At 70.8% G+C, this 13,150-nt stretch carries 14 protein-coding genes; 4 read left to right on the top strand and 10 right to left on the bottom strand.

Annotation, left to right across the window (positions count from 1 at the left end; all coding sequences use genetic code 11):
* Positions 1-65: 65 nt before the first annotated feature.
* A complete protein-coding gene (locus tag ABZ930_RS13680; protein ID WP_361546357.1) occupies positions 66-464 on the top strand; it encodes an ATP-binding protein in 399 nt (132 codons plus the stop codon).
* Between the two features lie 166 nt (positions 465-630).
* On the opposite strand, the gene ABZ930_RS13675 is transcribed toward ABZ930_RS13680, so the two are convergent.
* The 5 genes from ABZ930_RS13675 to ABZ930_RS13655 form a co-directional block, all read right to left on the bottom strand.
* Positions 631-1,791: a serine hydrolase gene (locus ABZ930_RS13675; protein ID WP_361546354.1), complete on the bottom strand. Its 1,161-nt coding sequence runs from the start codon at positions 1,789-1,791 to the stop codon at positions 631-633.
* Between the two features lie 48 nt (positions 1,792-1,839).
* Positions 1,840-2,550, bottom strand: coding sequence for a TetR family transcriptional regulator (locus ABZ930_RS13670; RefSeq protein ID WP_361546351.1), 711 nt, complete (start codon positions 2,548-2,550; stop codon positions 1,840-1,842).
* A gap of 10 nt (positions 2,551-2,560) precedes the next feature.
* Positions 2,561-3,106, bottom strand: a complete 546-nt coding sequence (locus ABZ930_RS13665; RefSeq protein WP_361546348.1) for a DCC1-like thiol-disulfide oxidoreductase family protein — start codon at positions 3,104-3,106, stop codon at positions 2,561-2,563.
* Between the two features lie 14 nt (positions 3,107-3,120).
* Complete coding sequence (locus ABZ930_RS13660; RefSeq protein ID WP_361546345.1) at positions 3,121-3,528, bottom strand: hypothetical protein; 408 nt, start codon at positions 3,526-3,528, stop codon at positions 3,121-3,123.
* 110 nt (positions 3,529-3,638) lie between these two features.
* The gene (locus tag ABZ930_RS13655; protein ID WP_361546342.1) at positions 3,639-4,055 is read right to left on the bottom strand and encodes a VOC family protein; all 417 of its coding nucleotides are present in this window, start codon (positions 4,053-4,055) and stop codon (positions 3,639-3,641) included.
* 84 nt (positions 4,056-4,139) lie between these two features.
* Here ABZ930_RS13655 and ABZ930_RS13650 point away from each other — a divergent pair, with 84 nt between their 5' ends.
* Positions 4,140-4,535, top strand: a complete 396-nt coding sequence (locus tag ABZ930_RS13650; protein ID WP_361546340.1) for a hypothetical protein — start codon at positions 4,140-4,142, stop codon at positions 4,533-4,535.
* Between the two features lie 2 nt (positions 4,536-4,537).
* Positions 4,538-7,018: a DUF4132 domain-containing protein gene (locus tag ABZ930_RS13645; RefSeq protein WP_361546338.1), complete on the top strand. Its 2,481-nt coding sequence runs from the start codon at positions 4,538-4,540 to the stop codon at positions 7,016-7,018.
* Between the two features lie 65 nt (positions 7,019-7,083).
* On the opposite strand, the gene ABZ930_RS13640 is transcribed toward ABZ930_RS13645, so the two are convergent.
* The 5 genes from ABZ930_RS13640 to ABZ930_RS13620 all read right to left on the bottom strand — a co-directional run bounded on the left by ABZ930_RS13640 (position 7,084) and on the right by ABZ930_RS13620 (position 11,237).
* Positions 7,084-7,848: a succinate dehydrogenase iron-sulfur subunit gene (locus ABZ930_RS13640; RefSeq protein ID WP_111663979.1), complete on the bottom strand. Its 765-nt coding sequence runs from the start codon at positions 7,846-7,848 to the stop codon at positions 7,084-7,086.
* Positions 7,848-9,602 (bottom strand): succinate dehydrogenase flavoprotein subunit, encoded by a 1,755-nt coding sequence (sdhA, locus tag ABZ930_RS13635; RefSeq protein ID WP_361546334.1) that lies wholly within the window; start codon positions 9,600-9,602, stop codon positions 7,848-7,850. Before sdhA ends, ABZ930_RS13640 begins: the two co-directional genes overlap by 1 nt.
* Before the next feature lie 19 nt (positions 9,603-9,621).
* Positions 9,622-10,098, bottom strand: a complete 477-nt coding sequence (locus ABZ930_RS13630) for a succinate dehydrogenase hydrophobic membrane anchor subunit (RefSeq protein ID WP_353944332.1) — start codon at positions 10,096-10,098, stop codon at positions 9,622-9,624.
* A gap of 8 nt (positions 10,099-10,106) precedes the next feature.
* Positions 10,107-10,487, bottom strand: coding sequence for a succinate dehydrogenase, cytochrome b556 subunit (sdhC, locus tag ABZ930_RS13625; RefSeq protein WP_111663982.1), 381 nt, complete (start codon positions 10,485-10,487; stop codon positions 10,107-10,109).
* 150 nt (positions 10,488-10,637) lie between these two features.
* Positions 10,638-11,237 carry a 2-oxo-4-hydroxy-4-carboxy-5-ureidoimidazoline decarboxylase gene (locus ABZ930_RS13620; RefSeq protein ID WP_361546471.1) on the bottom strand — a complete coding sequence of 200 codons (600 nt, stop codon included), beginning with the start codon at positions 11,235-11,237 and terminating at the stop codon, positions 10,638-10,640.
* 281 nt (positions 11,238-11,518) lie between these two features.
* Between ABZ930_RS13620 and ABZ930_RS13615 the strand changes: the two genes are divergently transcribed.
* Positions 11,519-13,102: a glycoside hydrolase family 20 protein gene (locus tag ABZ930_RS13615; protein WP_361546330.1), complete on the top strand. Its 1,584-nt coding sequence runs from the start codon at positions 11,519-11,521 to the stop codon at positions 13,100-13,102.
* Positions 13,103-13,150 lie beyond the last annotated feature (48 nt).

Raw genomic sequence — 13,150 nt, 5'->3', positions numbered from 1 at the left:
GTGTTCACGATGTGTGTGAACGGATAAAGCAGTTTCGGCGACAGATGAGGAGGAGGTGGCTACGTGTGTTGCGGCGCAGTGCGTTCAGACTGCCCCGGCACCCGGCCTCGGTGGGGCTCGCGCGGCTGCGGGTGCGCGATCATCTCGCGGTCTGGGGGCACACAGGGCCGGCTGAAGCGCTGGACACCGCGATTCTGCTCGTGTCCGAACTGGCGACGAACGCCGTGCGGCACGGGCCGGTGCGGGAGCGGGAGTTCGAGGTCGCGGTGACGGTGCTCGCGGACGGCTCGTGCTTCATCGAGGTGTCCGACGCGTCGTCGGCCGAACCCGAGATGAAGGCTCCGTGCCCGGCCGACGACGAGAACGGTCGGGGTCTGCATCTGGTCGAGGCGCTCGCCGAGGCGTGGGGGGTGTGGCATCGGGGTCGCCACGGCAAGACGGTCTGGGCCCTGGTCCGTTCCTGACCGCCCCTCGAAGGAGCGGGGCCCGGCCCCTGCCCTCTCCCTCTCACCCCTGAAGCGAGCTCCGCCCGCTCAGGGGAAGGCGCGCGCAGCGCGGCCTTCAGGGGCGCGGGGAACTGCGCGACCAGCCACGACGTGGCCGCGGTCGGCGACGGAACGGTACCGATTCCTAGGCGCGCCGGCGCCCGGTGGGCCGCCCCCGCCGACGCAGAGCCACCAGACTCCCGCCCGCCAGCGCAGCCACCGCGGCGGACCCCCCGAGCTCCCACCCCTCCCGCCCCCCGCCGGAGCCACCCCGCGCGGCCGGCGCCCCGGCGACCGGAGACGCCGACTCCGCGGGCCGCTCGCTCAGCGGCACGACCAGCTCCCCGACCGAACCGGCCCGGTCCCCGGCCCCGAACCCCCAGTCGAGCAGCGCCGCCGTCTCCTCGTACACCTCGGCACCCGCCCCGGGATGCATGACGGTGACCAGCAGCGTGCGCCCGTCGCGGGTGGCGGCCCCGGTGAAGGTGTTGCCCGCGTTCGTGGTGTAGCCGTTCTTGACCCCGATCAGCCCCCGGTACGGGGTGACCCCCTGCCCGGTCAGCAGACGGTCGGTGTTCTGGATCTGGAACGTCTTGGAGCCGCCCGCCGGGAAATCGGCGACGCGGGTGGCGCAGTACCCGCGGAAGTCGTCGTTCTTCAGACCCGCGCGCGCGAACAGCGTGAGGTCGTACGCGGAGGAGAGCTGCCCCTTGTGGTCGAAGCCGTCGGGGCTGACGACATGGGTGTCGTCGGCCCCGAGATCCTTCGCGCGGGCCTGCATCTGCGCGACGGTCTGCTCGACGCCGCCGTTCATGTGGGCGAGGACGTGCACGGCGTCGTTGCCGGAGCGCAGGAAGACGCCCTGCCACAGCTGGTGGACGGTGTACGTGGTGCCGGCCTGGATGCCGACGAGGCTGGAGCCGTACGGGATTCCGGCCAGGTCCTCGGCGGTCACCTTGTGCTTGTCGGTGCTGTCGAACTTCGGCAGCACGGTGTCCGCGAACAGCATCTTCAGGGTGGAGGCGGGAGCCAGCGCCTTGTGCGCGTTGTAGGAGGCCAGCACGGCACCGCTGTCGTTGTCGGCGACGAGCCACGCGCGGGCCTTGAGCCCCGGCGGCTTCGGCGCACCGGAGGCGCGCTGCACCCCGGACGCGCCGAGCCGCGCACCGCCCACGGCCTGAGCGGCGGACGCCCGCTGCGCGGGCAGGGCGAGAGCGGCGGCCGTCCCGATACCGAGGCCGAGCGCGGCGCGACGGCTGAACCGGGAGGACGACGGTTGCTGCGGGGACGAGGCTGTGCCGGGCATCCCGCGAAGGTACAGCTCAAAGCTGAAGTAAAGGCAAGAGGGGTCGGTCTACGGGGTGGACGGACCCTCCGTCGTCTTCGGGCGGGTCATCCCCGGCAGGAAGTCGGTGAAGAGCTCGTGCACCTCGAGCACGAGCGGCCGCAGCACCCGGAACCGCGCGAGCGCCACGCCCCGGGTCGTCAGCCGCGCCCCCCGACCGGCGAGACGCCGACTGCGCTCGCGGCCCTCCGAGGAGTCGAACACCCAGTACAGGACGAGCCCCATCTGGGAGAGCCACATCAACTCCGGCAGGATCTCGGCGAGTTCGGCCGGCACCTTCGCCTTCGAACCGGTGAGCACTTCGCGGTGCATGGAGATCGCCGCCTGCCGCGCGTGCTCCGACTCGGGCGAGAAGGGGCTGAGCGGCGACTCCGGATCGGCGGCGTTCTTGAAGAACTGCGCCGCGAACTCGTGGTACGGCTCCGCGATCTCCAGCCAGGTCCGCAGCACCCCGGCGAGCCGCGTCTCCAGATCGGTCTCCCCGGCGAGCACGGACCGGACCGCCGCCTGGTGCTCGGCGGTGATCCGGTCGTAGAACCCCTGGATGAGGTGTTCCTTGCCCGCGAAGTAGTAGTACGCGTTGCCGACCGAGACCCCGGCCTCCTGGGCGATCGCCCGCATCGTGGTCTTGTCGTAGCCCCGCTCCCGGAACAGCCGCATCGCGGTCTCCAGGATCAGCGCCCGCGTCTGCTCGCTCTTCACGGTCTTCTCTGCTGCCACGCCGCCGAGCCTAATCGGCCGTGCGGCAGCCGCTGTCGCAGCCCGGCGCCGATGCCGCCGGCTCCTCCCCGGGTCCGGGGGCCTCGTACCCGTACGCCTCGAGGAACCAGCCGTCCTTCGGGTCGTACCGCCAGCCGTCCGAGCGCCGGTACGCCCCGCCGCCCGGCTGCGGCCCCCACTGGGCCTCCCGGTACCTGGCGGCCCCCAGCACCACCTGCTTGGCGACCTTCATCCCGGCGGGCGTCGCCATCCGGTGGGCGGTGGGCCGGTACGCGCGCAGCGCCCACATGCACACGATCCAGGCGGCCGGGCCCCGGTAGAGCTGCCCGCCGTCGGCGATCACGGTGATGTCGCTGAGCGTCGCCGCGTGATCGAGGTCGGGGAAGAGGCGCCGGGCCCGTGCGTGCCCGGCCGGGACCAGATCGAGCGGCACCAGCTGCCGCTGCTTCACCAGCCAGTTCCGTACGAAGGTGCACAGGTGGCACTCGGCGTCGTACAGCACCGTGAGCCGGCGGACCGGGACGTCCCCCCGGCCGCCCCGGTCCGCTTCCCCCATGACTCCCACCGCACTCACACCCCGGCCGCCGGAGCGGCCCACCCCTGCGGCGGGACCGGCGGCCGCTGCTCGCGCTCCATGAGGCCGCGCCGCCGGATCTTGTTGAGGACGTAGACGTTCCCCAGGTGCATCACGCCGAGCACGAGCAGGACGACGCCCAGCTTGGTCGAGAGGGCCTCGAAGACCTCGCGGGTGCTGGCGATGGTCTCGTCGCCGCTCAGATACAGGGCGACGAAGCCGAGGTTCACCAGATAGAAGCCGACCACCAGCAGGTGGTTGACGGCCTCGGCGAGCTTCTCGTTGCCGTGCAGCACGTCGGAGAGAAAGATCCGGCCGTTACGGCTCAGGGTGCGCGCCACCCACACGGTCAGCCCGATGCTGACGACGAGATAGACGACGTACGCGACGACTGTGAGGTCCATGCCCCACCCTCCTTGAACGCGTTCAAAAACGCTGACAGGGATGAATGTAGCCCTGTTTTTGAACACGTTCAAGCGAGAGTCGTCCTACGGGACCGGACGTGACGGGAGTCTCAACCGCGGGCCAGCTCCGGGCGCTTGAGGTAGTCGGTGAACCCGATGACGTTGCCCCACGGATCGGCGAACTCGACGACGTATCCGGTGGACGTGGAGAAGGGCGGGTCGAGGAGGTCGATCCCGGCCGCGGTCAGCAGCTCGCCCGCGGCCCGCGCGTCGCGCACCTCCAGCCACAGCCGCGCCGCGGGCCAGGCCGGGGGCCGGTGCCCGAACTCCTCCTCGGCGCGCAGCAGCAGCCCCGGGGTCTCCTTGCCGACCTCGAGCAGGGCGATCCCCGCCTCGTCGAACCGCACCTTCACGGGGAACCCGGCGCGCTCGTAGAAGGCGACGGCCTCGGACAGGTCGCCGACGGGGAACAGGGCGTTGTCGAAGCCGAGTACGTCGAGAGCATCCAGTCGATTGTCATGTGACATTCCGTCAGATTAGCGGTCGAGTCGGGTAAAAGCCGCGCAGCGGGCGCGGGATGATTGTCAGTGGTGGCCCGTACGGTCCTGGACATGGGGACAGTGACGTTCGTCGACGAGACGACAGCAGGGGACAGGGGCACCGCCTTCGGCCTGGAGATCGCCGAGGAGCGGCTCACCGTGCGCGAGCTGATCCGGCGCCGGGTCTTCCAGGAGGTCGCGGAGTTCAACGCGCGATCGGAGGCCCAGGTCTTCCAGGGCCTGGTCCAGCCCGAGCACACGGAGCGCGTGCTGAACGGATACGCGCTGCGCACCCCGCGCCGCATCGACCCCGAGGCCCAGACGGCCCGCGCCCTGACCGCCTTCGGGGGGAACGGCTTCCTGGTCCTGGTGGGCGACCGTCAGTTCACCGACCCGGACGAGGAGATCGACCTCGCGCTCGGCGCCGAGGTCACGTTCCTGAAGCTCGTCGCGCTGGTGGGTGGCTGACCGTGAAGATGCTGATCAGGCTGGGCCGGATACAGGACCACGCGGCAGCGCTGGACGCCGCCGCGCTGGCGCGGGAGGCCCTGGAGGCGGCGACGACCGGAGAGGGGCACAGCGCGGACGTGTGGAACAGGATCGTCGCGTTCGTGGAGACGCTCGACAGCACCCTGCGGGCCCGCACGGCACAGGAGCTGCGCCGGCTGCACCCGGAGCGGCGCGCCGGCGAGCGCGCCCGGCCGCAGGTGCTCCGCCTGTTGACCGCCGTCGGCGGGGACCTGCCCGGTGACCCGCTCGCGGCCGAGCGGACCGCCGAGCTGGAGCTCTTCGGCCTGGAGGACGCGGTCTCGTACGGGAACGGCGTGGCGGCGGCCGCCGAGGCCGAGCTGGCCGCGGGCCGCCCCCTGTCCGCGCCCCTCGTGGCCTACGTGCGCCGCTGCGCCCTGGAGGCCTACGGAGACCGGGAGATGACCGCCCTGGCCAGAAAACTGACCCACCCGGTGCTGAACGTGGGGGAGCAGTGGGCCGAGCGCGCCCTGGCCCACGCCGCCGACGACCCCGCCTGGAAGGCGCTGCTCGCCCACGCCGCGACCGCGACCTCGGCGCGGCCCACCGCCAAGTGGGACAAGGCAGCGCTCGCCGCCGTCAAACCCCTCGGGGCCGACGCCGTGCGGACGGCGGTGCTCGACTGGCTCCCGCTCGTCGGCCGCCCCCGCACCTTCGAGCTGACCACCTTCCGCTACGGACCGGACGCGAACCTCGTCCTCGACCCGTTCAACGCCAACGCTCTGCGCGGCCTCACCTGGATCCTCGCCCTGCTCCCGGCCCACCCGGACACGGCCCGCGCGCTCGGCGCCCTCGTCGAGACCGCGCTGAAGAAGGTCCCGGGCCTCGGCCCGGTCAACCCGAAGGTGGCGAACGCGGGGGTCAACGCGCTGGGACGGATCGACGGCGAGGCCGCCCTCGCCGAGCTGGCCCGGCTGGCCACCCGGCTCACCTACAAGGCCACCGTCAAGCTCCTGGAGGCCGCCCTCGACGCCCGCGCGAGCGCGCTCGGCCTGTCCCGCGAGGAGATCGAGGAACTGGCCGTACCGGCGTACGGGCTCACCGAGGTCGGCCGCGCCGAGGTCCGGCTGGGCGAGGTCACGGCCCGGGTGGAGGTGCGCGGCACCAAGGCCGTCCTCGGCTGGGCCGGCGCCACCGGCAAGAGCGTGAAGTCCGTCCCCGCCGCCGTCCGCCGCGACCACGCGGACGAGCTGAAGGAGCTCAAGGCCGCCGTCAAGGACATCGACAAGATGCTCAGCGCCCAAGTGGAGCGCCTCGACCGGCAGTTCCTCGCCCGCCGCACCTGGGCCTTCGCCGCCTGGCGCGAGCGCTACCTCGACCATCCGCTGGTCGGCTCCCTCGCCCGCCGCCTGCTGTGGACCGTGGACGGCACTCCGGTCGGCTTCGCCGACGGGGAGCTGCGCACCCTCACCGACGACCCCGTCACCACCGGTACGGAGGTCACCCTCTGGCACCCCGTCGGCCGCGACCCCGCCGAGGTCGTCGCCTGGCGGGACTGGCTGGAGCGGCACGCGGTCACCCAGCCGTTCAAGCAGGCCCACCGCGAGGTGTACCTGCTCACCGACGCCGAGCGCGCCACGGGCACGTATTCGAACAGGTTCGCGGCGCACATCGTCCGCCAGCACCAGTTCCACTCCCTCGCGGCGGTCCGCGGCTGGCGCAACAAGCTGCGGCTCTGCGTCGACGACGAGGCGCCGCCCGCCTCCCGCGAGCTGCCGCAGTGGGGCCTGCGCGCCGAGTACTGGATCGAGGGCGAGGGCGAGGAGTACGGCGTCGACACCACCGAGTCGGGCAGCTATCTGCGGCTGCGCACCGACCAGGTCCGCTTCTACCCGATCGACGCCCCCGAGAACTCGGCGCACTGCTGCGGCGGCGAGTACCGGATGTGGCTGCGCGACGGCGCGGAGCCGGTCGAACCGCTGCCGCTCACCGAGATCCCGCCGCTTGTCCTCTCCGAAGTGCTGCGCGACGTCGACCTGTTCGTCGGCGTGGCCAGTGTCGGCAACGACCCGACGTGGCAGGACGGCGGCCCCGGCGGCCGGTTCCGGGAGTACTGGACCTCGTACGGCTTCGGCGAGCTGAACCAGAGCGCCGAGACCCGCCGTGCCCTCCTGGAGCGGCTCGTGCCGCGCCTCGCGATCGCCGACCGCTGCACCCTCGAAGGCCGCTTCCTGCACGTCAAGGGCGAGCTGCACACGTACAAGATCCACCTGGGCTCGGGCAACATCCTGATGACACCCAACGACCAGTACCTGTGCATCGTGCCGAAGTCCGGCGGCGCGGGCGCCGACACCGGCTATCTCCCCTTCGAGGGCGACCGGGTGCTGGCCGTCGTCCTCAGCAAGGCGCTCATGCTCGCCGAGGACACGAAGATCACCGACCCGACGATCGTGAGCCAGATAGGCCGCGCGACCCGGCGGTGAAAAGACGTGGGCCCCGCTCCCACGGGGGGAGCGGGGCCCACGGCCTCGCAGGTACGACCGGAAGGTCAGTAGCGGCGCGTGATCAGCGCGCGCTTCACTTCCTGGATCGCCTTGGTGACCTCGATGCCACGCGGGCAGGCGTCCGTGCAGTTGAAGGTCGTGCGGCAGCGCCACACACCGTCACGGTCGTTGAGGATCTCAAGACGCTGCTCACCGGCCTCGTCGCGCGAGTCGAAGATGAAGCGGTGGGCGTTCACGATGGCGGCCGGACCGAAGTACTGGCCGTCGTTCCAGAACACCGGGCAGGACGACGTGCACGCGGCGCACAGGATGCACTTGGTGGTGTCGTCGAACCGCTCGCGGTCCTCGGCGGACTGCAGGCGCTCACGTGTCGGCTCGTTCCCCTTGGTGACCAGGAACGGCATGACGTCCCGGTACGCCTGGAAGAACGGGTCCATGTCGACCACGAGGTCCTTCAGCACGGTGAGGCCCTTGATGGCCTCGACCGTGATCGGCTTCTCGGGGTTGATGTCCTTGATGAGCGTCTTGCAGGCAAGGCGGTTCTTGCCGTTGATGCGCATCGCGTCGGACCCGCAGATGCCGTGCGCGCAGGACCGGCGGAAGGTCAGCGACCCGTCCAGGTCCCACTTGATCTTGTGGAGGGCGTCGAGGACGCGCTCCTTCGGGTCGATGTCGAGCTGGAAGTCTTCCCAGGTCGACTCCGCCGAGACCTCCGGGTTGAACCGGCGGATCCGGAAGGTGACCGTGATGAGGTGCGAGCCGTTGTCCGCCTCGAGCGCCTCGAGCTTGTCCATGGTCGGAGTAGCCATCAGTACTTACGCTCCATCGGCTGGTAGCGGGTCTGGACGACCGGCTTGTAGTCGAGACGGATCGTCTCCGTGCCGTCGTCGCCGACCTCGCGGTACGCCATGGTGTGGCGCATGAAGTTGACGTCGTCGCGGTTCGGGAAGTCCTCGCGGTAGTGACCGCCGCGGGACTCCTTGCGGGCGAGCGCGCTGGTCGCCATGACCTCGGCCAGGTCGAGCAGGTTGCCCAGCTCGATGGCCTCGAGCAGGTCGGTGTTGAACCGCCGGCCCTTGTCCTGGATCGACACGTTGCGGTAGCGCTCGCGCAGCTCGGCGATCTTCTCGACGGCCGTCTTGATCGTCTGCTCGGTGCGGAACACCATCACGTTGGCGTCCATGCACTCCTGCAGCTCGTTGCGCAGGACCGCGACGCGCTCGGTGCCCGTGGAGTCGCGCAGGTGCTCGACCAGCTCCTCCACCAGCGACGCCGGGTTCTCCGGCAGCTCGACGAAGTCGGCCGTGTGGGAGTACTCGGCGGCCGCGATGCCCGCACGACGCCCGAAGACGTTGATGTCGAGCAGCGAGTTGGTGCCGAGACGGTTGGCGCCGTGCACCGAGACGCAGGCGACCTCACCGGCGGCGTACAGACCGGGGACGACGGTGGTGTTGTCCGCGAGGACCTCACCCTCGACGTTCGTCGGGATGCCGCCCATGGCGTAGTGCGCGGTCGGCTGGATCGGGATCGGGTCCGTGTAGGGCTCGATGCCGAGGTACGTGCGCGCGAACTCGGTGATGTCCGGGAGCTTGGCGTCCAGCTGCTCCGGCGGCAGGTGCGTGAGGTCGAGGTAGACGTGGTCGCCCTCGGGACCGCAACCGCGGCCCTCACGGATCTCCGTGTAGATGGACCTGGAGACCACGTCTCGCGAGGCGAGGTCCTTCATGACCGGCGCGTACTTCTCCATGAAGCGCTCGCCGTCCTTGTTGCGGAGGATGCCGCCCTCACCGCGGGCGCCCTCCGTGAGAAGGATGCCCATGCGCCAGATGCCGGTCGGGTGGAACTGGAAGAACTCCATGTCCTCCAGCGGGATCCCGCGCCGGTAGCAGGCGGCCTGGCCGTCGCCGGTCAGCGTGTGCGCGTTCGACGTCACCTTGAAGAACTTGCCGGTGCCGCCGGAGGCGTAGATGACCGCCTTCGCCTGGAAGATGTGGATCTCGCCGGTGGCCAGCTCGTAGGCGACCACACCGGCGGACTTCTTGACGCCGTCCACCTCGACGATCAGCTGGTCCAGGACGTAGAACTCGTTGAAGAACTCCACGCCCTCCTTCACGCAGTTCTGGTACAGCGTCTGAAGGATCATGTGGCCCGTGCGGTCCGCGGCGTAGCAGGACCGGCGGACCGGCGCCTCACCGTGGTTGCGCGAGTGACCGCCGAAGCGGCGCTGGTCGATGGTGCCGTCCGGCGTGCGGTTGAACGGCAGGCCCATCTTCTCCAGGTCGAGGACCGAGTCGATGGCCTCCTTCGCCAGGATCTCGGCGGCGTCCTGGTCGACCAGGTAGTCGCCGCCCTTGATCGTGTCGAAGGTGTGCCACTCCCAGTTGTCCTCCTCCACGTTGGCCAGCGCGGCGGCCATGCCGCCCTGCGCGGCGCCCGTGTGGGAGCGGGTGGGGTACAGCTTGGTCAGCACGGCGGTGCGGCTGCGCTTCGTCGACTCGATGGCCGCACGCATGCCCGCGCCGCCGGCGCCGACGATGACGGTGTCGTACTTGTGAATCTTCACGGTTTCGCTCGCCTCGGCTTTAACGGATGTTGGGGTCGAAGGTGAAGATCACCAGCGTGCCCAGCAGGACGGTGAAGACCGTCGCGGCGTACAGCAGGCCCTTCAGCCACATACGGGTGTTGGGGCGCTCTGCGTAGTCGTTGATGACCGTGCGCAGGCCGTTGGCGCCGTGCAGCATCGCGAGCCACAGCATCAGCAGGTCCCAGCCCTGCCAGAACGGGGACGCCCAGCGGCCCGCGACGAACGCGAAGCCGATCTTGGAGACGCCGCCGTCGAGCACGAGCTGGATCAGCAGGTGGCCGAGGACCAGGACGACCAGGACGACACCCGACAGACGCATGAACAGCCAGGCGGCCATCTCGAAGTTGCCGCGGGTCGAGCGCGGGGTCTTCGAGGTGCGCTTGCGCGGGGCCTCGATGTACGGCGCGGGGTTGTCGACGTCGTAGAGCGAGACGCCCTCGACGGGACCGACGCCGGAGGTGGTGTCAGTGGACATGTCTGGCCTCAGCTCCCGAAGAGTTCACGGACGGCGTGGCCGAGGACGGGGTACAGGGCCCCGACCATCAGGACGACCCAGATGCCCACGACGGTCCAGAGCATCTGCTTCTGGTAGCGCGGGCCCTTCGACCAGAAGTCGACGGCGATGACACGCAGGCCGTTGAGCGCGTGGAAGAGGATGGCGGCGACGAGGCCGTACTCCAGCAGCGCGACGATCGGCGTCTTGTAGGTGGAGACAACATCGTCGTACGCCTCGGGGGAGACGCGGACGAGAGCGGTGTCCAGGACGTGTACGAACAGGAAGAAGAAAATGAGGACACCGGTGACTCGATGAGCCACCCACGACCACATGCCTTCCCGGCCGCGGTACAGCGTTCCAGCCGGCACGGAAGAACCCTCCGGGAGCGGGGACTGAGGGCCGCGCCGGCTTCGGTGTCGGTCGGGCCCGGCCGGGTACGGTCCACCGGCCGCTCGTCATCGTATCGACGAGTTGTCGGCTCGCTCGCGCGGGGGCCTTCGGTGTGATCAAACAGGCAATCAAACAGGCACGTACGGGCTATTGCCGACGCATTCCCGGTCCGCCGCCTCCGGGCTCGTGCCCAGGGCGGCCGCGCGATCCGGACGGTCCGTGCGGTCGAGGAGCTCCGGGAAGTTCCGGACCAGGCGGACGATGCGTCCCCGGGCGAGTCGCCGCAGTTCGTCGGCGGCGAGCACCCGCTCCTCCTCCCGGTCGTTGCCGAGCCGGTCGCGCAGGGCGCTGAGCAGGTGGTCGAGGGCCTCGTCGGGCGCGGTGTCGTCCAGGCAGACCACGAAGGCGTGCCCGAAACGGTCCTGGTAGGCGGCGTGCGCGGCGGCCAGCGCGGTGTGCGCGGCCGAGTAGACGGCGGCGACCGGCGGCAGCGGCAGGCTCTCGCGGCCCAGGGCCTCGGCGATGTCGACGGGCGCCAGGTCGTACGACGCCTCGTCGGCCGCCGCGAGCAGGGCGTCCAGGTCCGGGTAGGGGCGGTGCGCGGCGAGCCGGTGCGCCCAGGCGTGGCTGGCGCAGCAGGTGTGCAGGGCCTGTTCGGCGGCGTGCCGCGGCAGCGCGTTGAGCCGGGTGAGTCCCTCGTGCGGTGTGACCTGGGCCGGTATGGGCAGGCGGTCGGGACCGGGAGGGGGGCGGTGCGCGGACAGCGGGTGCCTCCGGCGGCTGGGATCGGCTGTACGAAGTTCTGTTTGTGGCGTAACGCTAGCGAGGGCTGATTGCGGGTGTCCGACGGATGCGCGAATTTCACCCGGACGGGGAGTTTGGCTGACGCGAGTGGACAGCTACGGGTTTCTCCCGTGGCGATGATGTGCGTTCGTGGGTGCGGGCCTCGTCGGGGTTGCTCGCGCAGTTCCCCGCGCCCCTGACGGGGCGCAGATCGGAGCCGGGTTCTATGGGTAGGCAGCGGAACGTCCTCCTCGGGGCGGCCGTGGTGGTGGCCGCCGGGGCTGTCGCCGGGGCCGCCGTGCTGTGGCCGGACGGAGACGACGGCGGTGGTGGCGCGAGCGCGTCGCGGGAACCCTCCGCCACTCCGTCGCCCAGCCGGTCCTATCCGTTGTCCACGCCCCCGCGCACGATCCCCGCGGTGCGGGACTTCACTCCGGCGCGCGGGCCCGGCTGGAAGCCCGACGGCGGGCGGGTCGTGGTGCGGGACGGCGCGCTGGACGACGAGGGGCGGCTGATCGCCGAGGAGCTGGGGCTGCGCTACGCGGGCGAGGGCGCGAAGGCGGGCCCGGGCGATGTGGAGCTGGCGCTCGGCGGGGCGTCCGGCGCGGGCGCGGAGTCGTACCGGATGACCGTCGCGGACGGGCGGGTGCGGATCGTCGCGCCGCGGGACACCGGCGTCTTCTACGGCACCCGCACCCTCAAGCAGGAGGTGCACGGCGGGGGCACCGCGCCGGAGGGCGTCGTCGCGGACGAGCCGGCCAAGCCGCAGCGCGGATTCAGCCTCGACATCGCGCGCAAGCACTTCACGGCCGGCTGGATCGAGGACCGGATCCGGGAGCTCGGCGACCTGAAGTTCAACCAGCTCGGGCTGCACTTCTCCGACGACCAGTCCTTCAGCATCGAGTCCGACTCGCACCCCGAGATCGTCTCCTCCGAGCACCTGACCAAGGCGCAGGTGCGGAAGATCCTGGCGCTCGCCGACGAACGGCACGTCGCCGTCGTGCCGGAGATCGACTCGCCGGGCCACCTGGGCGCCGTCCTGCGGGCCCACCCCGACCTCCAGCTGCGCGACGTGGGCGGCGTGGCCACCCGCGGCGCCATCGACATCTCCAAGCCGGCCGCGGCCGACATCGTCGACGACCTCCTGAAGGAGTACGCGGGCCTGTTCAAGGGCGCCTACTGGCACCTGGGCGGCGACGAGTACCAGGCGCTGGTCCGGACGAACCCGGAGGCGTCCTTCCCGCAGCTGGCGCGCGCCGCCCGGCAGAAGTACGGGGCGAACGCCCGCGTCCAGGACCTCGCCCAGGGCTGGCTGAACGACCGCGCCGCGACCATGAAGCCCTTCGACCGCGATCTGAAGGCGTGGAACGACGGGTTCTTCACCGGCGGGGTCGTCGAGGCGGACAAGAAGCTGGAGGTCGCGTACTGGACGGGCAAGGAGATCGGGGCGCGCGACCCCGTCTCCTATCTGAGCGCCGGACGCAGGCTGACCAACTACAACGACGAGTACCTCTACTACGTCCTCGGCCAGCCCAACACCTTCGTCTATCCGACGGGGGAGCGGATCTACGAGAACTGGACCCCGCTGGTGGTGCGCGGCACGCGTCCGGTCCCCGAGAAGTACGACGGCCAGATCCTCGGCGGCTCCTTCGCCGTCTGGTGCGACCTCGCCGGGGCGCAGACGCAGGAGCAGGTCGCGCGGGGCATCAGGATGCCGCTGCGGGCGACGGTGCAGAAGCTGTGGGACCCGGAGAAGCCCGAGCTGACCTGGACGCGGTTCAAGGAGCTGGCCGACCGGCTGGACGGCTGAGTACGGGCTGTCCCAGTTTGCGTTTCCGGTGGCGAAGTCCCGTGCGCC

Source organism: Streptomyces sp. NPDC046716 (assembly GCF_040645755.1).
Taxonomy (GTDB): Bacteria; Actinomycetota; Actinomycetes; order Streptomycetales; family Streptomycetaceae; genus Streptomyces.
Note: the sequence above shows the minus strand (reverse complement) of the source record. Positions and strands in the feature narration are given on the sequence as shown.

Bases quoted from the DNA above. Each gene is read 5' to 3' on its own strand.
- ABZ930_RS13675 (WP_361546354.1), bottom strand. From the start codon at position 1,791: ATGCCCGGCACAGCCTCGTCCCCGCAGCAACCGTCGTCCTCCCGGTTC.
- ABZ930_RS13665 (WP_361546348.1), bottom strand. From the start codon at position 3,106: ATGGGGGAAGCGGACCGGGGCGGCCGGGGGGACGTCCCGGTCCGCCGG.
- ABZ930_RS13660 (WP_361546345.1), bottom strand. From the start codon at position 3,528: ATGGACCTCACAGTCGTCGCGTACGTCGTCTATCTCGTCGTCAGCATC.
- ABZ930_RS13655 (WP_361546342.1), bottom strand. From the start codon at position 4,055: ATGTCACATGACAATCGACTGGATGCTCTCGACGTACTCGGCTTCGAC.
- ABZ930_RS13650 (WP_361546340.1), top strand. From the start codon at position 4,140: ATGGGGACAGTGACGTTCGTCGACGAGACGACAGCAGGGGACAGGGGC.
- ABZ930_RS13640 (WP_111663979.1), bottom strand. From the start codon at position 7,848: ATGGCTACTCCGACCATGGACAAGCTCGAGGCGCTCGAGGCGGACAAC.
- ABZ930_RS13630 (WP_353944332.1), bottom strand. From the start codon at position 10,098: ATGTCCACTGACACCACCTCCGGCGTCGGTCCCGTCGAGGGCGTCTCG.
- ABZ930_RS13615 (WP_361546330.1), top strand. From the start codon at position 11,519: ATGGGTAGGCAGCGGAACGTCCTCCTCGGGGCGGCCGTGGTGGTGGCC.